The sequence below is a fragment of the Paenibacillus jepli genome (assembly GCF_047238105.1).
GTDB lineage: Bacteria > Bacillota > Bacilli > Paenibacillales > Paenibacillaceae > Paenibacillus_D.
This window is the reverse complement of sequence record NZ_JBDFMD010000001.1, coordinates 5,957,267-5,979,438: the sequence shown is the minus strand read 5'-3', so window position 1 is coordinate 5,979,438 and position 22,172 is coordinate 5,957,267. Positions and strand designations below refer to the sequence as shown.

Here is a 22,172-nt window from a genome sequence, read left to right as displayed (position 1 = left end):
AAGGAGCTATCTCCGCGCCGCAGGGCGGCAGGAGACAGCTCCTTTGTCATCATTCACACAAGCATGGTTAACCCGGCTTCTTCATCGTCAGGCCGACCCGCCCCTTCTTGGCGTCAACGTTCAGCACCCATACGGTTACGTTGTCGCCTACCGCGACGACATCCATCGGATGCTTGACGAAGCGGTCGCTCAATTGCGAGATATGGACCAGACCGTCATTTTTGATGCCAATGTCGACGAAAGCGCCGAAATCGATAACGTTGCGCACGGTTCCCTGGAGCTCCATACCCGGCTGCAGATCCTCGAGCTTCAGCACATCCGTATGGAAGATCGGCTGCGGCAGTTCCTCCCTGGGATCGCGGCCCGGCCGCTGCAGGCTGTCCACAATATCGCGCAGTGTCGGCAAGCCTACATCCAGACTCGGCGCGAGCGCTGCCGCATCGACGGCGGCCAGCCGGCTGTTCAGCTCCTTGGTGCCGAGCTGGGAGAGCTCCAGCCGCAGCTCTTTGAACAGCCGATCGACGACGCCATACGATTCCGGATGGATCGCCGTGCGGTCGAGCGGATTGACGCCGCCGGGGATGCGCAGGAAGCCCGCACACTGCTCATATGACTTGGCGCCCAGGCGCGGCACTTTTTGCAGCTGCGCCCGGCTGGCGAACTTGCCGTGCTCCTCCCGGTATTTGACGATATTCTTGGCGAGCGTGCTGTTGATGCCCGCGACATACGACAGGAGCGAGGGCGAGGCCGTATTGACGTCGACGCCGACATGGTTGACGGCCGACTCGACGACGCCTGAGAGGCTTTCGTCCAACCGCTTCTGGCTGACGTCATGCTGATATTGTCCGACACCGATCGCTTTGGGCTCGATCTTCACCAGTTCAGCCAGCGGGTCCTGCAGCCGCCGGGCGATCGAGACGGCGCTGCGCTCGGCGACGTCCAGCGCCGGGAATTCCTCCTGTGCCAGCTTCGATGCCGAATACACGCTTGCTCCCGCTTCGTTTACGATAATATACTTGAGTTCGCTCGCTCCGCTGGATACCCGCTTGCGGATCAGCTCGGCGACGAACTGCTCCGTCTCGCGCGAAGCCGTGCCGTTGCCGATGACGATGAGTTCGACCTGATACCGGTCGATCAGCCCGTTCATGACCCGCTCGGCTTCGGCAACCTTGTTGTGCGGCGCTGTCGGATACGTCACGGCAACCTCCAGCAGCTTGCCCGTCTCATCGATCGCCGCCAGCTTGCAGCCCGTCCGGAAGGCCGGATCGACGCCCAGCACGACGTGTCCCTTGACCGGGGCCTGCAGCAGCAGATTGCGCAGATTGGCCGAGAAGATGCCGATCGCGTGTTCCTCTGCCTTCTCAGTCAAGGCACCGCGCACCTCGCGTTCGATTGACGGAGCGATGAGACGCTTGTAGGCATCTTCGATGACTGCGAGCAGCACCTCGCGGATCGCTGCCGACACTTGATGCCGCAGCGTATGGCGGGCGATATAGTCATGGATACGCTCCGGCGACAGCTGCAGCGATACGCGCAGCACGTCCTCGCGCTCCGCCCGGTTGATCGCCAGGATCCGGTGCGGCGGCAGCTTGCGTACAGGTTCCTGGTAGCTATAGTACATCTCGTACACCGATTCGGCTTCCCGGTTCTTGGCTTCGGTCACGAGCACGGCCTGCTCAAAGGTATGCTTGCGCACCCAGGCCCGGATTCCCGCATCGTCGGCGAGATTCTCCGCCAGGATATCCATCGCGCCCTGCAGTGCCTCCTGTGCCGTCTCCACGCCTTCGCCCGGCCGTATGTACTTGGCTGCCTCGGTCATCGGCTCGCCTGTCCTCGGCTGCGCTTGCAGCCAATCTGCGAGCGGCTCCAGCCCCCGCTCTTTGGCGACGCTGGCTCTCGTCTTGCGCTTTTGCCGGTAGGGGCGGTAGAGATCCTCAACCTCCTGCAGCCTGGCCGCCTGCTCGATCGAGCCGCGCAGCTCGTCAGTCAGCTTGCCCTGCTCCTCGATCAGACGGAGCACCTCGCGTTTGCGCTCCTCCAAGCTGCGCAGATAGGCCAGCCGCTCTTCGATATCCCGAAGCTGATTTTCATCCAGCTCGCCAGTCATTTCCTTGCGGTACCTAGCGATAAACGGAATCGTATTGCCCTCATTGAGCAAGGCAATCGTCGCTTTCACTTTACCTGCCGGAATTTGCAGCTCTGCTGCAATCTGCCGTTCCATCCGCTGCTGCTCCGCCTCCTGGGCGGCCTGCGAAGCATCCTTCACTTGTGATTCTGCCAACGGTTGTGCACCTTCCTTTGCCGAGTGGTTATTCTTCTCTGATAGAACCTACGTCCATTGTGGCAGATTCGCCGCCGATTAGCCAGTGGCAAAACCGCCCGCCCGGACCTCCAGGATGTCAAAAACACCGCCTGCTGAAGGGCTCCTTCGCAGGCGGTGTTGCTAACTGTAGGCAGACTACCTTTCTTGTCCGGGGACATAAGGGTTATGCTGCATCTCATAGCCGATCGATGTCCGCGGACCATGACCGGGATAGACGATCGTCTCCGGAGCGAGCTTGTACAGCTTGCCCCGGATCGTGTCGAACAGATCCCGCTCGGAGCCGCCAGGCAGATCGGTACGGCCGACGGATTGCCGGAACAATACATCGCCGGAGAACAGATGCTCGCCGCACAGCAAGCTGACGCTGCCCGGAGAGTGTCCCGGCGTATGCATGACACGGAACTTATAACCGATCAACTCCAGCACCTGGCCTTCATCCAGTGCGTATTCAGCGGCGTCCGTGACGAGCGGCCCCGTCACCTCCGACCACCGCAGCGAGCCGTTCTTGCGCGGATCGGTCAGCCACTCGGCCTCCAGATCATGGATGTACACCGGCGCCCCGAACGCCTTGCGTGTCTCTTCGACACCGCCCATATGGTCAAAGTGCGCATGCGTCAGCAGAATCGCCTCGACGCTTGTCTTTTGCTCCCGCAAACGCTCCAGCAGCTTGGCCGGGTTCATGCCGGGATCGATGATGACCGCCCTGCCGGTCTCTTCATTCGTGATGACATAGGCATTGGTCTGCAACGGTCCCAATACATAGCTCTGAATCTGCATATCAGATCGCGGAGAACAGCTCGGAGAGCTCTTTCAAAATAACCGCCTGATAGGCAGTGCCTTCCCCATACTGACGGCCCATCTCCTGACGCGCTGCGCCCAGCTTATCCTGATAGTCTGCCGCTTCACGGTCGGGGTTGGCCTGCTTGAACGCCGTCATCACCTGTTGAACATGCGCCGGACGCGGCCCCCACTGTCCCAGCACGTGGCCGCCGGTATCGGCGATGATCACGATCGGCACGGCCTCTCCGCCCATCGTCAGGAATTGCTGCATCGTATCCATATGCTCTTCCTTGATCAACACTTCCGTAGGCACGCCGCTGTTCTCCAGCGCCCGGAAGACGACCGGGATATTTTTGACGACATCCCCGCACCACTCCGCCATCAGGATCAACACGCGCAGATCGTCGCGATTGTTCAGCGATTCAAAGAACGCTTTGGACTCTTCATCCGGCCACTCGAAATTGTTGTAGAGCGATACAAACTGCTCCTTGTTGCGGTCCATGCCATCCATAAACTGCTGCGGGCTGATGCCCTGGCCCAGTTTCTCGGCTACGCTCTTGCTCATTGTCCCATCCCTCTCTGTATCAATGTATGTACACTTCCTCTTAATTGTATCAAAGATTACCTGGAGGAGCCAGCGGATGGGAAGACTGCACGGGACTGTGAGTAGAAAGAAGGTTTGTAACAGCTGAACTACCTGAATACATTGGGCCCCCATAAAACACCTGATTTGACGGTATTTCTTACAGACTGCGGCCCCGGTTTTTGGCGTATTTGTAGACCGCGTACGCCAGTGCCAGTGCCAGTGCCGTCAGCGTCAGCGGCTGTACATAACGTCCAGCTACCTCATGCACCGATTGCCAGCGGTTGCCGAGCTGCATACCCAGATACAAAAACAGCAGTGTCCAGGGAACGGCGGCCAGCGCAGTCAGGAGCGTGAACAAGGGCAACGGCATCCGGCTGACACCGGCGGGGATCGAGATGGCATGACGGATCACCGGCACGAATCGCGCGAAAAAGATCATGGCTGTCCCGTACTTGCGGAACCAGTCCTCCGAGCGGTCGAGATGTCTGCCGCTGATATGGAGCCATTTGCCGTACTTGTCCAGGAACGGCCGGCCGCCGTAGCGCCCCACCGCATAAAGGATTACCTGCGCAAGCGTCCCGCCTATGACGCCGAACAGCATTGCCGAGCCAAAGCTGATCTCGTCAGCAGCCACGAGGTAGCCGCCATAGGCGAGCACGATCTCGCTGGGGATCACTTCGACCATCAAGCCCAGCATAATGCCCAGTCCTCCCAGTCCCTGAATCCACCCCAGCAGTACTTGCGCCAACTCTGCCAGCCAATGCATGCCTTACGCCCCCCTGCGCTTCCCCTCATTTAAACCCTACTCCCATCATATTACGACGATCTGCCGGACATGCCTGGGACGGACAAGTGTCATGTGCTGACAAGCCTCTGCATACACTGGAAGCAGTAAAAATTACCGAGAAGAGGTGCCATCATGTCCAAAGTATTCGTCGTCGGCCGCAAGCAGCTCCGCCTGCTCGGTCTCGCCGTCCTGCTCATCTTACTCGTCGCGGTGTTCCTGAAGTGGAATCAGGCCCAGACCGTTACCAGCAACGCAGATGCCGAGCGCATCTTCCATCTTGTCACGGTGGAATACAAGACGACCTTGAACGACGGCAAAGAGCTGGAGGTGTACCGCTGGGACCCCGGCTCCATCCGGGTTAATCGCGGCGAGCATGTCCAGCTCCATATTACCGGCATCAATGGCCAGTCCCATCCCTTCGTCATCGAAGGTCTCGGCATCAAAGGCGAGGTCAGGAAAGGCGAGACGACGATCGTCGACTTCAAAGCAGAGCGTGCCGGCACCTATCCCATCCTCTGTCTGACCCATACGGCCAGCACGCAGCTCAGTCCGATGGTCGCGTACATCGAGGTCAATTAGTCACTGTGACACCCGGGCTGCTGTCTGCATATAGATAGGGCAGAGAGGAGTGGCCTTTATGAAGACGCCTCCCCGTGCCCAGACATCGCCGGACTTGCCAACCGCCCGCAAGATCAAACGCGCCTGCAGCAAAGAGCTGTACCGCACCGTCAAACGTCTCGACCGCTGGATCCCGCCCGCCCTCGTGGAGCAAGCCGAGCAAATTTATATCCGCAAGGTCATGCTGAATCTGATCTGGATTCATGAGAACCGCAGCAACCGCAAGCTGCTTTGCGACTGGTGGGACGAACAGCTGAGCGAAGAGATCGCCGCCCTGTGGGGGATCGACAGAGAACAATTAGCCGCCGCGTTCCGACACGCTTTTGGGGGATAGGGCAGGCGGATCGTCAAAGGGCTTCCCGTTGTGTTGTGCGGGAAGCCCTTTGAGATGCGTGGCCTTCTTGATGAACTGCGGCTAGCGTTTGGCTCGTCTGGCAGCCGTGCGGCAGCGGACTTCCGCTACCTTCTTCATTAGTTGCTCTGTCTTCTGTCTGGCAGAGGGCAGTGCCCTCTCCCCCCCGCGAAACTTCCCCTTGATGACACGCTCATCCGCCTTTTTCATAACTTGCCCGTCCCCTCTCGCCTATGGGCCGACCTATGCTAAAATTCCGTCTATTTTCCGGAAGAGGCAGCCTATCTCTATAGTATGTGCATTCACTAGAGTCTCTAAACGACGCTGATGGGCGCGAGCGTCGCATAGGCATGCAAAAAAACCTCCCGTCACTCCTAGTGACTGGAGGTAAATCGTCAATGTCAATCTAGCGTTATTGCACCGCAGCAATCCGCTTCAGCTCTTCGAGCGTCTGCTCCTGCCGGCGCAGTGTCTGATCCAGACTGTCGCTGATGCCCATAAGCTGCTGCTGGGACATCCGGGTCCCCGCCCGGCGCTTCATCACTCTGGCCTGGATCTCATCAACTTCCGTCAAAATCCGCTCCAGTCGCTGGCTATTCGCCACGAGTCGTTCGACAGAACGAGCATCACGCTTCTTCATAATCCATCGCCTCCCTTTGCAATAATCCGCGTTCTTCCAGATGGAAGCAGATGCCGCGAATCAACCGGTACATTTCCTTTGACTCTATTATAGCACGGAATCGGGTACGATCCGTAGTTTCATAGTGAAAATTATAGACGAATTCCCGGCCGCCCAGCTCCAGCCAATAACTGGCCACCTCACGCCCTTCGCGATCGCTTGTCGCATATTCGATCGTCTCGTTGCTATTCACTAGCCTAACAGAAGAATAATGGGCATAATCCGCATCTCCGAGGCTAATGACCTCCGGCGTCTCTGTCGTTCCTTGCTCATGCACCATCACTAGTTGATCATCGCTTACTTCAAAGAGCGAATACGCGCTCAGCACCCGCAGATCTCCCGGCCCGAACAGCGATCTTCCCCGATCCCGGCGGAGCCGGAATAAGATATCTATCGCCTGATTGTAGCCTTCTTCATTAGCCTCCACATGATCCCGCAGCAGCTCGATCGTCGAGTTGAGCAGATCGATATCCTCTTCGGATTGCTGCAGATCGCGCTCTCGTTCGGTTAGTGTCGCCTGGAGCTGCTCGACCTCTCGCCGGAGCAGACGGTTGGTCGACTGGTAATCTTCGATGATCGAGGTAATGTTATGTTCCTCATAGATAAGCGTTACCCAATCGTATAGAGATTGAAAAGACAGATGAGGCTCTTTCATGTAATTCAGGAACATCAAGTACTCCGTCGGCCGGAAAATCCGATACGCATTCGCATTGAAGCAGGGATCGCCTGGCGTGAGCATGCGCAGCAGATTGGCGCGCAGCGCCATCGCCCAAGTAAGCAACAGCAGCACGATCGCAATCGTCTGCGGCCATGGCTGGAGGTGTTCATTTGCAAAAGCTCCAATCGCCCCTCCCGCGGCACCCGCAAACAGCGCAGCCCAGATCGTGCCGGGATAGGAGAAGAAACGGACCGCTTTGCTGACGGTCTCCTCAGGAACCTGGACGTACTTGATGCCCAGCAGCGAGCGCAGGAGGAGCATCCAGAACCAACCGCGCGGCGGAAAACCGTGTCTGGCCTGGAGCAGGGTACCGTCGAAGTCGTCTGCAATCGTCTTCAAAAAACTGAGCAGCTGCGGCCGGTCGACGTCCCGACCTTTACTTTGCGTTGTGGATGACATCAAATCACCGCTCCCTGTCGGTTCGTACTGGTTACTAAATTCGACGGGACAGGCAGCAATTCCTTGCATCCTCAAGCGTTAAAATTTCGCCGCAACATAAAAAACCGGTTCAGCCCCGCTTACTGAAAACGGGAGCCTTCCCAGCTTGAAGCATAATAAAAAACCGTCCGCTCTCCTGAACAGAAAAACGGACGGCACGGCACGGCGGCCACTTGATGAAGCCGCCTGCTGCTAAATCAACCGATCACGGCGAAGGTTTCTACACCGGCCGGGATGCTGCGGCTGCGGAACTGGACGCCGCTGCTGTTAAAGACGCGGATCGTGTAGCTCACCTGAGTCAGTGTCTCCACCCGGCTGAACCGGACGACACCGAAGCGGTCGAAGGACGAGGTTTGCACCAGCGTATTGCCGCGGTACAGACGTGCGAAAAAACCGGTCGTATCGAACGGCACACCGTTGCTTTGAACCCAGACGACAGTCAGCCGGTTGAAGATCGGTCCTGACTGGTTGGCGCTTTTGATCGGACCCGCTTTCATCAGGACCGCGCTGGCCCGCCGGCCGCGCGAGCGCAGCCGCGGCTTCACTCTTGGAGATGCCATATCATCCACTCCTTATCCGTTTGCAACAGCTTATGCTGCAGCAGAACCGGTGGCGTGGACAAACTGCCCTGGCCAGTCGTCCAAAATCCCGCGCTAGGCGTAGCCATAGCTTAGCAGCAGCTCCCGGCAGTAGCCGGCTGCCCGCTCGGCCTCCGCCAGCATCACGAAGCGGCGGCCCGCTGCGGCCTCGCCGCGCAGCTCCACGATGCGCGCCAGCATCTCATAGCGCGCATACACCTCGGCGCCGGCGCTAGCTGCCGCCAGCGCCTGCTCCCGCCGCCCCGCCTCGCGATGGCTGGCAGCGAGGGCGGCCAACCACTGGACCGCTGCCGACTGCTTCGCCTTGTCGTAGCGGTCCCGGCGCAGCGCGCGGCGCAGATATACCGCCGCCTGCTGCACGTCGCCGCGCTCGGCATACGCCTCGCCGAGCGCCCACACCAGCGGCACGGACTGCGGATCATACCGCAGTCCAGCCGCCAGCAGCGCCGCACGCTCGGGCAGCGGAGCGTGCGCAGCCAGCGCCAGGCGCATCCGTGTATCGTACGGATGCGCCTGGAGCCCCGCGCGCAGCGCGTGCAGGCGGGCGTCGCCGGACGCCGCGAGCGCGCTCTGCCGGGCGGTGAGCGCGGCGTCCGCCTGCAGCCCGGCCAGGGCGGACGAAGCCAGCACGGCCGCAGCCAGCGCAGCGCAGAGGGCGCGGACGGGGCGTCTATGCCGCAGCCCGGCGCTCCCGGCCCGGGAGGTTGCGGGTGTATCGGCACGCCGCCCCCTCTCCGAAGGGGGACTTCGGTCAGCAGGTCGAGAGAGCGCATACGCACCAAAGCCGAAGAGCAATAACCAGTACAAACCATAAGCCATATCAAAATCCACGGCCGCATGAAGCAGCAATACGACAGGAGGCAGCACGCCTAGACGGTTGTGCCGCCAGAGCGTATGCAACAGCACGGCAGCCAGCACCAGCAGCAAGGCCAATCCGATCCAGCCCAGCTCCAGCAGCTGATGGACATACCCGCTATGCACCTCATTGCCAACATAAGGCGCGCTTTGCAGACGACCGATATGCTGCCGCCACGCCCCTCCACCGCTCCCCAACCAAGGTGCTTCGCGGATCATCCTCCAGGCATCGCCATAGAACTGCAACCTCGCTCCCGCTGTGGCGTAGCTTCCACTCTCCAGCCGGTCTGCCGCCGCCCCCGGCAGCAGACCGGCCAGAGCGGCAAGCAGCAGCGCGCCGCCAGCTGTGGCGACGCGGGGGCGCAAGTGCCCTTCCGATCCGGCGAGCGCTGCGCGGAGACACAGCACCAAGAGGGCTGCGCCGGTCACCGCTGCTACACTTCCCGCTGCCGTAGCGGCAGACGACATCGTCATCGACCGCACAGCCAGCAAGCTGCTGCCCAGCAAGGCGCTGCCGGCAAATGCAGCCCACGGATACAGCAGCCAAGCCGCTCTTCTCCCCCTCCCTGCAGCAGCCAGACCTACCACCCATGCCGCAGCAGCTGCCAGCCAGGCTCCCCGGGATTCGGTCAGCAGCAGCATGGCTCCAGCGGGTACGGCTTGCACGACCGACCAGATCAGACCGCTTCGTTTAACTGCGCATATCATCGCCTGCCAGTGCCAGGCCAGATACGCCCCCAGCAGCGCTCCATACATATTGGGATATTGCACAGGACCGGCTGCCCGTATGCCAAAGGCGCTTAATTGACCGTCGCCAGTGATCAGGAGGTAGCGGGGGTCCTCCAGCCAGCCGAGCCACGCAGTCATCCCGCTCCATACCAGGATAGTCCCAGTCAGTCGAAGAGCGAGCGACAGACCGCCAGCTCCCAATGAACCGCCGTTCCGCAGTACGAAGAACACGAGAATCAGGAAAGCGCCATAGCTGCCCCAGCGCGAGCCTTGTGCCAACGCAGCGGGAACAGACACAGGAAGCCAAAGCGGCTGCGTCAGGTAAAGCCCGGCGATTACTAGCGGACAGAGCATCAGCCAGCCCCATGCGGCGTGCAGGGCCGGCTTCGTTTGCACAGCCGCTTGCTCTTTCGATTGCAGGACATCCGGCAGTGCCACAAGCAACGCAGCCAACAGACAGATCAAAACTGCTGGCTGATAGTAGGTCGCATCAAAATAGTAGCCGGCCCTTACAACGCCAGTGATCAGCAAAGCTGCAATGATCGCACAGCCGGCTGCGGCAATCAACCGCTGCTTCATCATTCGTCACCTGCCTGTCTCGTCAGTGCAACCAAGTTGGCCGCTGCAAACCGTCTTGAAGGAAGAAACCCATTTCCCGGGAAATGAGAAACGGCTCATACGTGATTCATTTCTGTGAGAATGGTTTAATAAATAGACTTGTATGATGACTGGTCCTCACTTTGTCGGGAACGTGAGTTCTATAATTTGAATATAATCTCAGCTTTTCCATAAAGGGATGCCTGTATAACCTCCTGTGTACCCTTATAAACAGATCGGAATTTGTAGACTGAATGTCGATGAAAAACGTTCGTTCGGCACGACATTGCGACAAACATTTCGTTTCCCGTCTGCTATGCTGGTATTCCACCGCACAAAAGGGTTGTCCCCCTTACAAAATTATGTCTGTGCAAACAAGAAGGAGTGTTATTTATGGAGCTTATTACGAACCAGACGTTTACCAAAGAATCGATCATGTTTGATGGTTTTCATTTTATCGGCTGTTCCTTTCGGGATTGCATCGTCGTGATCACCGACAACAACTTCGCCTTCGACAGATGCTCCTTTGAACAGAGCACCTTCCACGTCCAGCCGGACTCGCCCGCTTACCATATGTTGAAGCCGGTATGCGAGAGCGCAGGCAACTTCTGGGCGGAAGTACGCAAGGGCAGCCGGCTGAACAGCCTGGCGGCCACCGAGTAGCGCCCGAAGCTTCGAATGAACGGTCGATAGCCCCCATGTTCCGTAGAACAGGGAGGCTGAATAATCATACACAATAAAAATAACCCCGCAAAGCACAAAAAAGCCCATCTCCAGCGACGGCCTGGCTGATACGATTTTATCGCAAAATCGGCAGCCAGGCTGTCGGTGGTTCCGGACTGCGGAACGGTAGACCCTTTAGCTTTGCGTCCCTGCCTTTCGACAAGTTTGCCTATATGTGATGGCGTCAAGAAAGCACTACAACTCTTTGACAATCAAAATATGCAATTGATCTTTAAGGTGAATCTCATAAGGCGTCTTCGGCGAGCTGCCGTCCGCTTCCTTCACGATCCGTACCGTTGGGCGATGCACCGCCAACGGATTGTTGGCCGAGATGACACCGATTTGACCGGTGTTGAGCAGCACGCTGGTCGCCACCGGGTAGATCGAAATATGCTTGCAGAACAGCTTGATCAGCTCGAGATCAAAAATTGAATTGCCCGCAGCAAACAAAAACTCAATCGTCTCCGACGGCGTATGACGGTTGCGGTACGAGCGCGGCGAGGTCATCGCATCATAGACATCCGCCAAGGCCACAATCTGGGCATACTCATGAATCTCGTTTTTCTCAAGGCCGCGGGGATAGCCGGACCCGTCATAACGCTCATGGTGCTGCAGCGCACAATGCGCGGACAACAGGGAGATATCATGCTCTCTGCGGAGCAACTCGAAGCCATCTGTCGTGTGACGCTCCACGATCTTGCGCTCCTCCGGGGTGAGCGGCGTTTTTTTGTTGATGATCTCGACCGGCACCTTGGTCATCCCGATATCGAACAGGAGAGCGCCGATCCCCAGCTCCTCGATCTGTGTCCGGTTATATCCTTTGGCAATTCCCATAATCCCCGCCAGTACGGCTACATTGACCGAATGCTGGAACAGATAGGCATCCGCCACATGAATATTGGTCAGGCTGACGAGGATATCCTTCCTGCCTACCAGGTCCTGGAATATCTGGCCAAACACCGTCCGGAACGTCCGGCCCATCTCCGGCGCTACTGCACGGCCCCGCGTGGCGGGGGTGTCAATAATCGAGGTCATCGTCTTATGGATGGTATCGACTGCCTGCTTGCGCGTCTCCTCCCGGATGACTTCCTCAGGCAGGATATCCTCCGTCAACTTGTCCTCGATAAACAAGGTATCCACCTGCATATCCCGCAGCCTCTCGATGAAACGATCTGTAAGCTCCACACCCATTCCAAGCAGGACGTGTCCATTCTCCCGCAGGATGGGCTTGGCCAGCACATCTCCGGCTCGCACTGCATGTATCGAAATTCTTTTCATGGATCCCCCGCCTTTAAGTCTCCTCAGCAATTACAATTCGGTTACGACCATTGTCCTTCGCCTTGTACAATGCGACATCCACTTTGGTGAACAACTCGCGCAGATAGGCTTTGGGATCGTCAATCCGGTATTCTACCTCTTCTACGGCCAGCATGCCCATGCTGACAGTGACCGAAACCGGGGTTTCACCAGTTCTTGTCACTACTACATTGCCTGCAATGGCTGACTTTAATCGTTCTGCCAGCATCTGCGCCTGTTCGCTGTTCGTATGCGGCAGATAGACTGTAAATTCTTCGCCGCCATAGCGGGCAAGGATATCCGTACGTCTTAGCGTTCCTTTGACAACCTCGGCTGTGCTGCGGAGAACCTCATCGCCTACGAGATGACCGTAAGTATCATTAATATTTTTGAACAGGTCGATATCAAACAACAGGATCGCAAATGGGATCCGGTATCTGACGTTGGTCAGCACCTCATGCTCGAGCTGCTGCATCAGATAACGACGGTTGAAGCAACCGGTCAGACTGTCGGTAATCGCCATATGCTCCAGCTTCTGATTGGCCTGGAACAGCTCATCCTGCATCAGGATAAGCGCCCGGTTGCGGTCCTGCAGCACATCGTTTTGTCTGCGCGACGACTCTACGAGCTCACGGAGCTCCGTTACATTCTGGAAGGTGATCACCCTGCCGAGCACCACTCCGCGATGATCGATGATGGGCGATGCATAGATGGCCGCATTCCGAAAGCTCGGGTGTCCCAGAACGATCTCGAGATATGCATGCCTCGGCGGTCTGCTGTGATAGGCGACCAGGAAGTCTGCAAGCTCTTGCTCATGCTGATATTTACTCAGGAATTTGCCTATGTCGATACAGTCGCCGACCCGCAGGTTGACGAAGGGGCGCAGCACTTTGTTGACCTCCAACACCGTTCCCTGCTCGTCGATGACCAGGATACCCGTATTCACACTGTTAACGATATCCTGCTGCGCAATCTCCTTGATATCGAACATCCGGTATCTGGTGATGGCAACGACAAAATAAATCCCCGCCAGCAGGATTCCCAGCGAAGTGAATCCCTTCAATGTCGGCAGCGATTCCCTGAAAACGATGCTAAACAGTAAATCCGTCGATGCAAACACCGCAAATAATATTACACCTTGAAGCGAAATTCTAATCCGTTGTTTCTGACGGGCCGGTAAGGGAGAGCGAAGCGAGCGGATTAACCGGATCAGCGAGAAGACCGAATAACCGATCAACACGGCAATCAGATAGTATAGCAGCGGTCCATACAAACGCTCTTCATAACCGCCTTCCGGCATGGGACGAATAAATAGGTGCATCGGGTTGAGCATGACTCCAGCAGCTGCCGAGAGTGCAGGGACATGCAGCAGGATCAGCCATTTGCGGCTAACCTGATAGGAACTCCCGCTGAGGAACACTGAGAACAGGTACCAGCCGCTGCCGAGCATCGCCAGACCGACATAAGCTAGGCTGATATAAAAAACCTGGAACTGCGGATCTGAAGTGGTGGAGGCGGCGAACTGGCCGGCTGGCCAGAACAGCATGAAAAAATGGAACATGAAATACACTTTATGTAGATTGGTGATGGTTTGAATGAGAAAGATACAGAAAAACAAGATAACCAATATCAGGAGTATCGAAAAATCAAACCACATCATGAATCCCAAAAGGTTCACCCATTCATCAAAAATAATCTATATACGCTATTCTAACCGTCCGGCAACCGTCCGGCAAGCGCCTTTTCCAGATAGGGCTGTATCCCGAGACCGTCACGAAACGCAACATATTCGCTCCATTTGCGGGCCCGGTCGCCGCCGCTTGCGCGCGCTGCCCGGATCAGCAGATTTTTGGGCGTATGCTCGGGATCGATGAACTCAAGCAGCTGCACTTTGTACCCCAACACTTCCAGCAATCTGGCGCGTACGCTATCCGTCACAAGCGCCGAGAAACGCTCCTTGAGCAGTCCGTGCGCAAGCAGCGGCTCCAGCATCTCGTTGTCCACCTGCCGCAGGAGCTCATGCTGGCAGCACGGTACGGACATGATGACAGAGGCTCCCCAACTGACAGCCTTGGCCAGCGCAGCGTCGGTTGCCGTATCGCACGCATGCAGCGTCACGACCATATCCGCCTGTTCCAGCTCTTCGTAACGGGCGATGTCTCCCTGCAAGAAACGGAGATTCATGTAATTCAACTTGCGCGCCAACTGCTCGCACCAGGCGATGACATCCGCTTTCAGATCCAGACCGATGATGCGGATCTGACGCTGCTGCTGGATCGCCAGCAGATGGTACAGCGCAAAGGTGAGATAGGACTTGCCGCAGCCAAAATCGACAATCGTCACCGTTCTGTCCTGCGGCAGCTCATCGGCCACATCCAGTACCATCTCAAGGAAACGGTTGATCTGGCGGTACTTGTCCTGCTTTTGGGCGAGCACTCTGCCCGCAGGCGAGAGAATCCCGAGTTCTACAAGGAAAGGTGCCGGAGCTTCGGCATCCAGCACCCGCTGCTTCTTGCGGTCATGGTCCTGCGCCTCGCTACTGGCCGCAGTAGGCGGCTTGCGCAGCAGCGCAGGCTTGCCTTTCTTGCTGAACAGCAGCTGCAGGTCCGCCGCCTCCGTCTTGATCAGCGCTTGCCTGTACTGCTCCTGCAAGAGCCTTACCGCCAGCTGCGCCGCCGCCTCCGGTTCGAGATTGTCGTGAGTGACGCGGCCGGGCTCATGATATTCAAATTGGTAACGGAAACCCTGCTTGAGCTGGACCGGACGGATGATCGTCTTTGGCGGGTGGCCGCCGCTTTTGCTGCGCAGCTGGCTTAGTGTAGCCTGCCTCAGACTTTGCTGCTCGATCGCAGAGATCAGCGCCCGCTCCCAGTTATCGGCTTTCTCCATGTTGCACTCCCTGTCGTTGCAATTCGTCATAAGCTTCCCGTACTTCCTCTAACGGCAGACCGCCGCTGGCGAGCTGCTCCGGAGACTTCTCCAGCAGCCTATGATAGAAACGCTCCGCTTCCTGCAGCGGCAGCTGACCGTCCTCCAACAGCTCGTGAAGCAGATTCTCCGCCTCATCAAGCCGATTCTCTTGCTCATGCCAATCGAGCAGCAGCCGCTTGGTCTGGGCAGGCAGCTCATATTCGTCCAGCAGCTTCCGCAGCCTCGCGATCTCCTTGCGAGGCTCGGCCGTGACCGGTTCGTCATCCTCCAGGGCGCCCCGGACGAAGAGATGAAGCGACTTGAGCAGCGCCGCATAGCTCGCTTCCGGTTCGCCCTGTTCCCCATAGATCTCGCCCTTTTCCCGGAGCAAAAGCGCGATCCCCTGCAGGCTGCCGTGATCGACGACGCCGGCTCTGGTCAGCATGCCGATCAGCTCCTTGTCCGTCAGCGAGTCGATCAGGCGGGAATTCAGGCGGAACTCCCGGTCCAGCAGCTCATCGACGATCGCCAGCGCCTGCAGGTGCTCCTTGCGGTCGCGCAACCCCATCACCTGGCCGATCGACTGCGTCATCTGCTCGATCATACGCATAAAGTAATCCCTTTGGAACATCGCTCTATCACCCCTGTCGCATGTCAGGACTGCAAAAATTGCAGCAGCTGAGCAGCCTCTTCGTCTGCCTTCTCGATCATTCCCATGTGACCCGCGTCCGCGAGCAGCGCATTTGTAATATTGGGCTTATCGACGCTGAATGTCCGCTCCGGCGCGATGACGCCATCCTTGCCGCCGGCAACCAGCAGCACTGGCAGCAGCGTGCTTTTCAGTACGTCATTGCGGTCGGGCCTGGCTTTCATCCCCCGGGCGGCCGCAGCGGCCCCATGGCGGCTCGTCCCTCTGCCGATCTCTTTGACCCGCGCCACTTGATCGGGCATGCTCTCCAGATGTTCCGGCGCAAACAGCTTGGGCACCAGACCGTCGACAAACGCTGCCACGCCGTCCCGCTCGATCGTCTCCACCGCCCGGTCGCGGCCGGCTTTGGCTTCCTCGCTGTCCGGGTAGGCCGTTGAATGAACCAGCCCGAAGCCGTTCAGACGTTCGGCATACCGCTCGGCTACAGCCAAGGTAATGTAGCCCCCGAGCGAATGCCCGATCAGCGTCGCTTGCCGGACATAAAGATGATCCATCAACCGGATAATATCGTCCGCAAAATCCTCCATCCCATAGACCTCGTCCGCTGGCGCGGAAGAAGCGCCGTGGCCTCTCAGATCCGGGACAATGACGCGCCCGGCGTGCTGCAGCACGGGGAGCACATCCTTCCAATAAGCGGAGCTGCCGCAATAACCGTGCAGCAGGATCACTGTCGGCCCGGCATCTTTGCCGATTTTTTCATTATCATAATAGGCGATTGTCATACCGTCTTCGCCCAGCATTTTTTTATCTGCTATCGTATTCATCGTTCATCACCTGCTATTCTTCAAGATTGGATGACTGCGGCCAAGCGTCACAGATGGCATCGGCCAAGGTCCTTGCCATCAGCATCACGGCATGCAGCGAAGTGGTCTGCAAGGTGTGATAAGGCTTGGCGCTCTGCAGATTGACCACGGCGGCGATACTGTAGTGACCGACATCGGGCAGCACCGTCCCCTCGATGGCCTGAGCGGGCCTGAGCGGACCGTCGGAGACGAGGAAGCTGCCGATAGATTCAGGTCTGCCCAGACATGCATCTACTGCAATGACGGTGCATCCCTTCGGCAGTGCGGCCGTCATCTCAGCAAGACTGCCGGCATCGCACGGTACCGCCAGGGTGCCGCTCACCTGCGGCCAGCCTCTGCCCAGGAGCAGGTCGCCCACCAGCGGACCCAGCGCGTCCCCGGTCGAGCGGTCGCTGCCGATGCACAGGAACGCAATCCGTTCGCGGTCCGGCTGCTCGCCGGCGATGCCCTTCAGGAAGCGAAGCAGCCCTGTGCTGTCGACCTTCTCCCGCTTACGCAGTGCAGCGAGCTTTCGCTCAGCCTCCGGGATAAACAGGCCAGTATGCGCCGGCCCGGCTTTTGCCGCCGTTCGCCTCATCGGATATGCACCTCCACTCTTGCCTTCCTTGTGCATTCATTGTACCTAATTCGGTCCATCGCATCAATCGAATGGCAGGCTTTTCATTATCATGTTAGAATAAATAGCACCGGATTCGGAAGGGAGGAACGGCCATGGCTAATCTTAATGAACCAACAGAGGACAATATTGCCTTCATGATCGAAGCAATCAAATCAAAGCTGCGCATGGCTTCAGCCGCTGCGATAAAGCCATCGCACTTCAGCATCAGCCATTATGAAGACATCAAAGAGCTGTACGACTTGGTGAATGAAAAGAACAACATCAGCATCAGCGAAGTTGAAGGTATTGTAGCTGAATTGGGCAAGATGCGTAATAAATAACATTTTTATCCACATTATGCCAAAATTCCGCTTTTTTCGACATTCCTATGACTTCAATAAAAAACGGGGAGCATTCTGCTCCCCTGCAACTCCTGCCAATCAGGCGTTCTCCGTCTCTTCTTTCTCCGTCTCGGCTGCCGGCTTCTCTTCGGCCGATGCCAGCGTCAGCTTGATGGAGATCTCCTTTTGCTCCCCTCTGAGGAACTGCGCGAGCCGTTCCAACTTCTCGGCAATCTCCGGCCCGGTCATCGACAGATTGAGCTGATAATCGAAATGATCGGCCCGGGGCTGGGGCGGACTGACAGCCTGCAGCTGCTGTACGCCGCCGAATCCCCGTTCGCCCGAGCCGCGTCCGTTCATGAGCTGCTCCGGGAAAAACTTGTCCGATTTGTTGACGACCTGCTCGTAGATCCGCAGTTTCTTGAGCAGCATATAATACTGCGCCGAATGCTTAAAGCCCCATGCCTCGCGGATATCCTTGAGCGTATAATCCATCTTCCAGCGCTTCAGCCGTTCGACTTGCTCTTCCTTCTCCAGTTTCAAAAATTCGTCCAAGGGAATAATCGGCCCTGTCATCATATAATCCTCCAGTTCTTTTTTTAAATACTAGCTGCTGTAGGTATCAGAGTAGCTGCCACTGTGACCATGCAACAATATTGAATTTGTTACTAATTATAAAATATTACCATAAAGATATTAAAAAGAAAAGGAAAAACAACCTGCCGCCCGGCAGGTTGCATAATTAACAATAGATCATTATTCGGCAAGCCAGCCGGCGCCTCTCAGGAAGCGGTCAAAGGCAGCTCTTCCTCTAGATGTGGTCTTGAAAACCCCTGCATCGGAGAGAACCTGATGAAACTTCTCTCCTGTTTCTTCACGGAGCGCCTGGGCCGCGGCTTCGGCGGACAGCGCTGTGCCGTATTTGCCGCACAGCTCCTCCATCCAGACCGCATGATGATGCAGCGGATGCCCGTCATCCCGCAGGCTGATGGGAGAATCGGTCGCGGCGCCGGTCAGATAGGCCCCAAGCTGCTCCAGCTCAGACTTGAGACGGCCCGGCAGTACCGCCAGTCCCATCACCTCGATCAGACCGATATTCTCCCGCTTGATATGGTGCAGCTCGCGATGCGGATGGAAGATCCCGTCCGGATGCTCTTCGCTCGTCCGGTTGTTGCGGAGTACGAGGTCGAGCTCATAGGTGCCGTCGTCCCGCAGCCGGGCAATCGGCGTAATCGTGTTGTGCGGGATGCGTTCCCCGTCCTGAACGCTATATGCCTCGACGTCTGCGTCGCTGTCGCTGTAGCTCCGCCAGGCTTCCAGCATATGCTCTGCTGCCCGCAGCAGCGTCTTTTTGCTCGTGCTGTTCAGCCGCGCCACCGACATCGGCCATCGCACGATCGAGACCTTCACGCCGTCAAAGTCCCCATGGTAGTAGGACGCCTCAGAGGGAGCCGTCTCCATCGGGAAGGTATGACGTCCCCCCTGAAAATGATCATGGCTCAGGATCGAGCCGCCGACAATCGGCAGATCGGCGTTGGATCCGACGAAGTAGTGCGGGTACTGCTCAACGAAATCCAGCAGCCGGACAAAAGTGACCGGCGAGATCGACATCGGCAGATGTTCGCTGCGGAAGACGATGCAGTGCTCGTTGTAATAGACGTAGGGAGAATATTGAAAGAACCAGTCTTCGCCGTTCAGCTGCAGCGGCAGGGTCCGCAGATTTTGCCTGGCCGGATGGTCGGGCCGGCCCGCATAGCCGACATTCTCCGGACACAGCAGACAAAGCGGGTAAGCGCTCTGGGGCAGCGACTTGAGCAGCGCGATCTCCCGAGGGTCTTTCTCCGGCTTCGACAGATTGATCGTGATCTCAAGCTGACCGCTGTCCGAAGCATACTGCCAATACTGATTGTTGCGAATCCGGTCCATCCGGATGTAGTTGGAATCGATGTTGAGCTGATAAAAAGCATCGGTGGCCGCCCGGATGCCCTCCGTCTCGGCCTGCCGCCGAAAGGCTGCCGCCGTCGCGGACGGCCGGGCAAGCAGCAGTCCCATGATCCGGGCATCGAGCAAGTCACGCCATGTTGTCGTTCCATCCGGGATGAGACCGATCCGCTCCCCGTGCGCCAGCAGCACGTCAAGGGCTCCGAGGGGCTCGTCCGGCGCCTGCGGCGGCTCGCCGCCTGCCGGCTCGTTCAGCCCGAACAGATCCAGCAGCGCATTGCGCGTAAAGACGGTATCCAGAGGCGCGAACAACCGTTTCTTGAGACCGAACTGCACCAGCTCCTCGATCGCCTGCTGGACCTGCTGGAGCTCCGATCGGCTGATCTCACGGGAGGCTGCATTCATCGTGTTCATAGTTTCCTCCTCCATTAGGTATAGCCGTGCGGATGAGTCTGATGCCACGCCCAGGCGCTGGCAATGATGTCATGCAGTTTGTTGCGAGACGGATTCCAGCCCAGCTCGCGGCGCGCACGTTCCGATGAAGCGACGAGCGTAGCCGGATCGCCGGCGCGGCGCGCTTCGATGACGGCCGGGATCTCGCGGCCGGTCACTTCGCGGGCGATATCGATGACTTCCTTCACCGAAAATCCTTGGCCGTTGCCAAGATTGTAGATCGCGCTGTCCCCGCCGCCGCGCAGCTTGTCTACCGCGAGCACATGGGCGTCCGCCAGGTCGCTGACGTGGATATAATCCCGGATGCAGGTGCCGTCCGGCGTATCATAATCATCGCCGAACACGGAGATGTGCGGCCGCTGTCCCAGGGCTGCTTGCAGCACGATCGGGATGAGATGGGTCTCCGGCGCATGATCTTCGCCGATTTTGCCGCCCTCGTGCGCGCCGGCTGCATTGAAGTAGCGGAGCGATATGGATTTGATGTCATGAGCGGTGTCGAACCACTTCATCATTTTCTCCATCGCCAGCTTCGTTTCGCCGTATGCATTGGTCGGCAGGGTGCGGTCATGCTCGTCGATCGGGATATTCTCCGGTTCGCCGTAGGTTGCTGCGGTCGATGAGAAGACGATGCGGCGCACGTTGTGCTCGTGCATTTTCTCCAGCAGACAGAGCGTGCCATACACATTGTTATGGTAATACTTTCCTGGTACCTGCATACTCTCTCCGACCAGGGAATTGGCGGCAAAGTGAATGACGGCATCGATCTCATTCTCCAGGAATACCCTCTCCAGGAAGCCGCTGTCCCGCAGATCTCCTTCATAGAGCTGTCCGCCCAGTACCGCCTGCAAGTGACCCTGCTGCAGATTATCGACGATTACGACCTCTTCTCCTCGTTCCAACAGGGCCGCTACCGTGTGTGATCCGATGTAGCCCGCTCCTCCAGTTACCAATACAGCCATGATTCCTCTCTCCTCTCCAATTGTAGGTGCATTATCATCCCAATGGATTATCGCAGCTGCTCGACGCCGTTGCCGATCGAGCAGACGTAGAACGAAGCTTCCAGACCGGTGGCGGCCTTGTACTGCTCGCCGACCTGGGCGATGAAGGTATCGACGCTGTCTTCATGAACGAGCGATACAGTACAGCCGCCGAAGCCCGCGCCGGTCATCCGGGAACCGAGGACGCCCGGCACTGCCCTGGCCGATTCGACCATGGCATCGAGCTCATCGCCGGTCACTTCGTACAAATCTCGCAGCGAATCGTGCGATTCGTTCATATAACGGCCAAAGGAGATCAGGTCATCAGCCTTGAGCGCATCGACGGAGCGCACGACGCGGTCGATCTCTTCGACGACATGCCGGGCCCGGTTCATGACGAGCGGATCTTTGATGAGGTGGGCATTGTCCTGCAGCTGCTGCACGGTCAGCTGACCGAGCAGCGTCAGCTCGGGAAAAGCCGCCTTGAGATCCTGCACGGCCTGCTCGCATTGGCTGCGGCGCTCATTGTACTTGGAATCGACGAGGCCGCGGCGCTTGTTGGTATTGCCGATGACGAGCCGGTAGCTGCCGCTGTTGAATGGTACGAGCTCGTAAGCAAGGGTGTCGCACATCAGCAGGATGGCATGGTCCTTCTTGCCGTTGGCTACGGCAAACTGGTCCATGATGCCGCACTTGACGCCGTTGAATTCATTCTCGGATCGCTGAGCGAGCAGAGCAATCTCGACCGTATCCGTCGGGTGGCCGCTCAGGGAGAGCAGTGCATAAGCGGTCACGACTTCGATCGACGCCGAGGAGGACAGGCCCGAGCCGTTGGGGATCTCCCCGTGATACAGCAGGTCAAAGCCTGCCGGCAGCGCATATCCCCTCTGCTGCAGCTCGTTGACGATGCCTTTGGGATAATTCATCCAGTCGTCTTCTTCTTTGTACACGATCCCGTCGATCTCCAGCTCGCCGGCCAGCTCGAAGTTCGTCGATGCCAGACCCAGCTTGCGGTCCCCGCGCTCGCGGATCAGCAGCGTAGTGCCGAAGGTGAGTGCTGCCGGGAACACATAGCCGCCATTATAATCCGTATGCTCGCCGATCAGATTGACCCGGCCAGGCGCATGGAAGACATGCAGTCCGTCGGCCACGCCTCCATAATGCTGCAAAAACTGTTCGGTTAGTTGTTCGATATTTGCCACCTTTAGTTCCACCGCTTTCTGTATCGTTTGATCTCAGTATAGTACAACAAATGGACGAAAGAAATGGCATGATGTGAAGGGCGCATGGAATTATGTGACTTTCACATGCCTTGTATTTGATGATAAGCTGGATAAACATAGCAAAGGAGGCGGCGAAA

The 22,172-nt window shown here is 57.8% G+C and carries 23 protein-coding genes and 1 riboswitch; of the genes, 4 read left to right on the top strand and 19 right to left on the bottom strand.

Annotation, left to right across the window (positions count from 1 at the left end; all coding sequences use genetic code 11):
- Positions 1 to 67: 67 nt before the first annotated feature.
- The 4 genes from ABC336_RS25125 to uptA all read right to left on the bottom strand — a co-directional run bounded on the left by ABC336_RS25125 (position 68) and on the right by uptA (position 4,455).
- Positions 68 to 2,221 (bottom strand): Tex family protein, encoded by a 2,154-nt coding sequence (locus ABC336_RS25125; RefSeq protein ID WP_413242605.1) that lies wholly within the window; start codon positions 2,219 to 2,221, stop codon positions 68 to 70.
- Between the two features lie 237 nt (positions 2,222 to 2,458).
- On the bottom strand, positions 2,459 to 3,100 hold the full coding sequence (locus ABC336_RS25120) for an MBL fold metallo-hydrolase (protein ID WP_413241262.1): 642 nt from the start codon (positions 3,098 to 3,100) through the stop codon (positions 2,459 to 2,461).
- Position 3,101: 1 nt separating this feature from the next.
- Complete coding sequence (locus tag ABC336_RS25115; RefSeq protein ID WP_413241261.1) at positions 3,102 to 3,668, bottom strand: thioredoxin family protein; 567 nt, start codon at positions 3,666 to 3,668, stop codon at positions 3,102 to 3,104.
- A gap of 178 nt (positions 3,669 to 3,846) precedes the next feature.
- On the bottom strand, positions 3,847 to 4,455 hold the full coding sequence (gene uptA / locus ABC336_RS25110) for an undecaprenyl phosphate transporter UptA (protein WP_413241260.1): 609 nt from the start codon (positions 4,453 to 4,455) through the stop codon (positions 3,847 to 3,849).
- Between the two features lie 153 nt (positions 4,456 to 4,608).
- Between uptA and ABC336_RS25105 the strand changes: the two genes are divergently transcribed.
- Positions 4,609 to 5,055, top strand: a complete 447-nt coding sequence (locus ABC336_RS25105; protein WP_413241259.1) for a cupredoxin domain-containing protein — start codon at positions 4,609 to 4,611, stop codon at positions 5,053 to 5,055.
- Positions 5,056 to 5,113: 58 nt separating this feature from the next.
- Positions 5,114 to 5,428: a dehydrogenase gene (locus ABC336_RS25100; protein WP_413241258.1), complete on the top strand. Its 315-nt coding sequence runs from the start codon at positions 5,114 to 5,116 to the stop codon at positions 5,426 to 5,428.
- Between the two features lie 81 nt (positions 5,429 to 5,509).
- On the opposite strand, the gene ABC336_RS25095 is transcribed toward ABC336_RS25100, so the two are convergent.
- From ABC336_RS25095 to ABC336_RS25075, 5 genes are all read right to left on the bottom strand, one after another.
- The gene (locus ABC336_RS25095; protein ID WP_413241257.1) at positions 5,510 to 5,656 is read right to left on the bottom strand and encodes a hypothetical protein; all 147 of its coding nucleotides are present in this window, start codon (positions 5,654 to 5,656) and stop codon (positions 5,510 to 5,512) included.
- A 202-nt stretch (positions 5,657 to 5,858) separates the two neighbouring features.
- Entirely contained in the window at positions 5,859 to 6,086 is a 228-nt protein-coding gene (locus ABC336_RS25090) for a hypothetical protein (protein ID WP_413241256.1), read from the bottom strand.
- On the bottom strand, positions 6,073 to 7,242 hold the full coding sequence (locus ABC336_RS25085) for a hypothetical protein (protein WP_413241255.1): 1,170 nt from the start codon (positions 7,240 to 7,242) through the stop codon (positions 6,073 to 6,075). The genes ABC336_RS25090 and ABC336_RS25085 overlap by 14 nt, the downstream gene beginning before the upstream one ends.
- 236 nt (positions 7,243 to 7,478) lie before the next feature.
- Entirely contained in the window at positions 7,479 to 7,841 is a 363-nt protein-coding gene (locus ABC336_RS25080) for a hypothetical protein (protein ID WP_413241254.1), read from the bottom strand.
- Positions 7,842 to 7,934: 93 nt separating this feature from the next.
- Positions 7,935 to 10,046: an O-antigen ligase family protein gene (locus tag ABC336_RS25075; protein ID WP_413241253.1), complete on the bottom strand. Its 2,112-nt coding sequence runs from the start codon at positions 10,044 to 10,046 to the stop codon at positions 7,935 to 7,937.
- Positions 10,047 to 10,454: 408 nt separating this feature from the next.
- Here ABC336_RS25075 and ABC336_RS25070 point away from each other — a divergent pair, with 408 nt between their 5' ends.
- Positions 10,455 to 10,724: a hypothetical protein gene (locus ABC336_RS25070; protein WP_413241252.1), complete on the top strand. Its 270-nt coding sequence runs from the start codon at positions 10,455 to 10,457 to the stop codon at positions 10,722 to 10,724.
- A gap of 146 nt (positions 10,725 to 10,870) precedes the next feature.
- A riboswitch (cyclic di-GMP riboswitch) is annotated at positions 10,871 to 10,964 on the bottom strand.
- A gap of 15 nt (positions 10,965 to 10,979) precedes the next feature.
- Here the strand turns inward: ABC336_RS25070 and ABC336_RS25065 are convergent.
- Genes ABC336_RS25065 through yyaC form a run of 6 tightly spaced genes read right to left on the bottom strand, consistent with a single transcriptional unit; the run spans position 10,980 to position 17,079 of the window.
- A complete protein-coding gene (locus tag ABC336_RS25065; RefSeq protein WP_413241251.1) occupies positions 10,980 to 12,062 on the bottom strand; it encodes an HD-GYP domain-containing protein in 1,083 nt (360 codons plus the stop codon).
- Positions 12,063 to 12,075: 13 nt separating this feature from the next.
- Positions 12,076 to 13,737, bottom strand: a complete 1,662-nt coding sequence (locus ABC336_RS25060) for a histidine kinase N-terminal 7TM domain-containing diguanylate cyclase (protein WP_413242604.1) — start codon at positions 13,735 to 13,737, stop codon at positions 12,076 to 12,078.
- Positions 13,738 to 13,790: 53 nt separating this feature from the next.
- Positions 13,791 to 14,969 (bottom strand): class I SAM-dependent methyltransferase, encoded by a 1,179-nt coding sequence (locus tag ABC336_RS25055; RefSeq protein WP_413241250.1) that lies wholly within the window; start codon positions 14,967 to 14,969, stop codon positions 13,791 to 13,793.
- Complete coding sequence (locus ABC336_RS25050) at positions 14,953 to 15,621, bottom strand: DUF6483 family protein (RefSeq protein ID WP_413241249.1); 669 nt, start codon at positions 15,619 to 15,621, stop codon at positions 14,953 to 14,955. The genes ABC336_RS25055 and ABC336_RS25050 overlap by 17 nt, the downstream gene beginning before the upstream one ends.
- A 23-nt stretch (positions 15,622 to 15,644) precedes the next feature.
- Positions 15,645 to 16,463, bottom strand: coding sequence for an alpha/beta fold hydrolase (locus ABC336_RS25045; protein WP_413241248.1), 819 nt, complete (start codon positions 16,461 to 16,463; stop codon positions 15,645 to 15,647).
- A gap of 13 nt (positions 16,464 to 16,476) precedes the next feature.
- On the bottom strand, positions 16,477 to 17,079 hold the full coding sequence (yyaC, locus tag ABC336_RS25040; RefSeq protein WP_413241247.1) for a spore protease YyaC: 603 nt from the start codon (positions 17,077 to 17,079) through the stop codon (positions 16,477 to 16,479).
- Positions 17,080 to 17,213: 134 nt separating this feature from the next.
- Here yyaC and ABC336_RS25035 point away from each other — a divergent pair, with 134 nt between their 5' ends.
- Entirely contained in the window at positions 17,214 to 17,441 is a 228-nt protein-coding gene (locus ABC336_RS25035) for a DUF1128 domain-containing protein (RefSeq protein WP_413241246.1), read from the top strand.
- A 99-nt stretch (positions 17,442 to 17,540) separates the two neighbouring features.
- Here the strand turns inward: ABC336_RS25035 and ABC336_RS25030 are convergent, their stop codons facing one another.
- The 4 genes from ABC336_RS25030 to ABC336_RS25015 form a co-directional block, all read right to left on the bottom strand.
- A complete protein-coding gene (locus tag ABC336_RS25030; protein ID WP_413241245.1) occupies positions 17,541 to 18,020 on the bottom strand; it encodes a hypothetical protein in 480 nt (159 codons plus the stop codon).
- A 177-nt stretch (positions 18,021 to 18,197) separates the two neighbouring features.
- On the bottom strand, positions 18,198 to 19,787 hold the full coding sequence (locus ABC336_RS25025; RefSeq protein WP_413242603.1) for a UDP-glucose--hexose-1-phosphate uridylyltransferase: 1,590 nt from the start codon (positions 19,785 to 19,787) through the stop codon (positions 18,198 to 18,200).
- Positions 19,788 to 19,810: 23 nt separating this feature from the next.
- Entirely contained in the window at positions 19,811 to 20,794 is a 984-nt protein-coding gene (gene galE, locus ABC336_RS25020) for a UDP-glucose 4-epimerase GalE (protein WP_413241244.1), read from the bottom strand.
- Positions 20,795 to 20,841: 47 nt separating this feature from the next.
- Positions 20,842 to 22,014, bottom strand: coding sequence for a galactokinase (locus tag ABC336_RS25015; RefSeq protein ID WP_413241243.1), 1,173 nt, complete (start codon positions 22,012 to 22,014; stop codon positions 20,842 to 20,844).
- Positions 22,015 to 22,172: the final 158 nt, after the last annotated feature.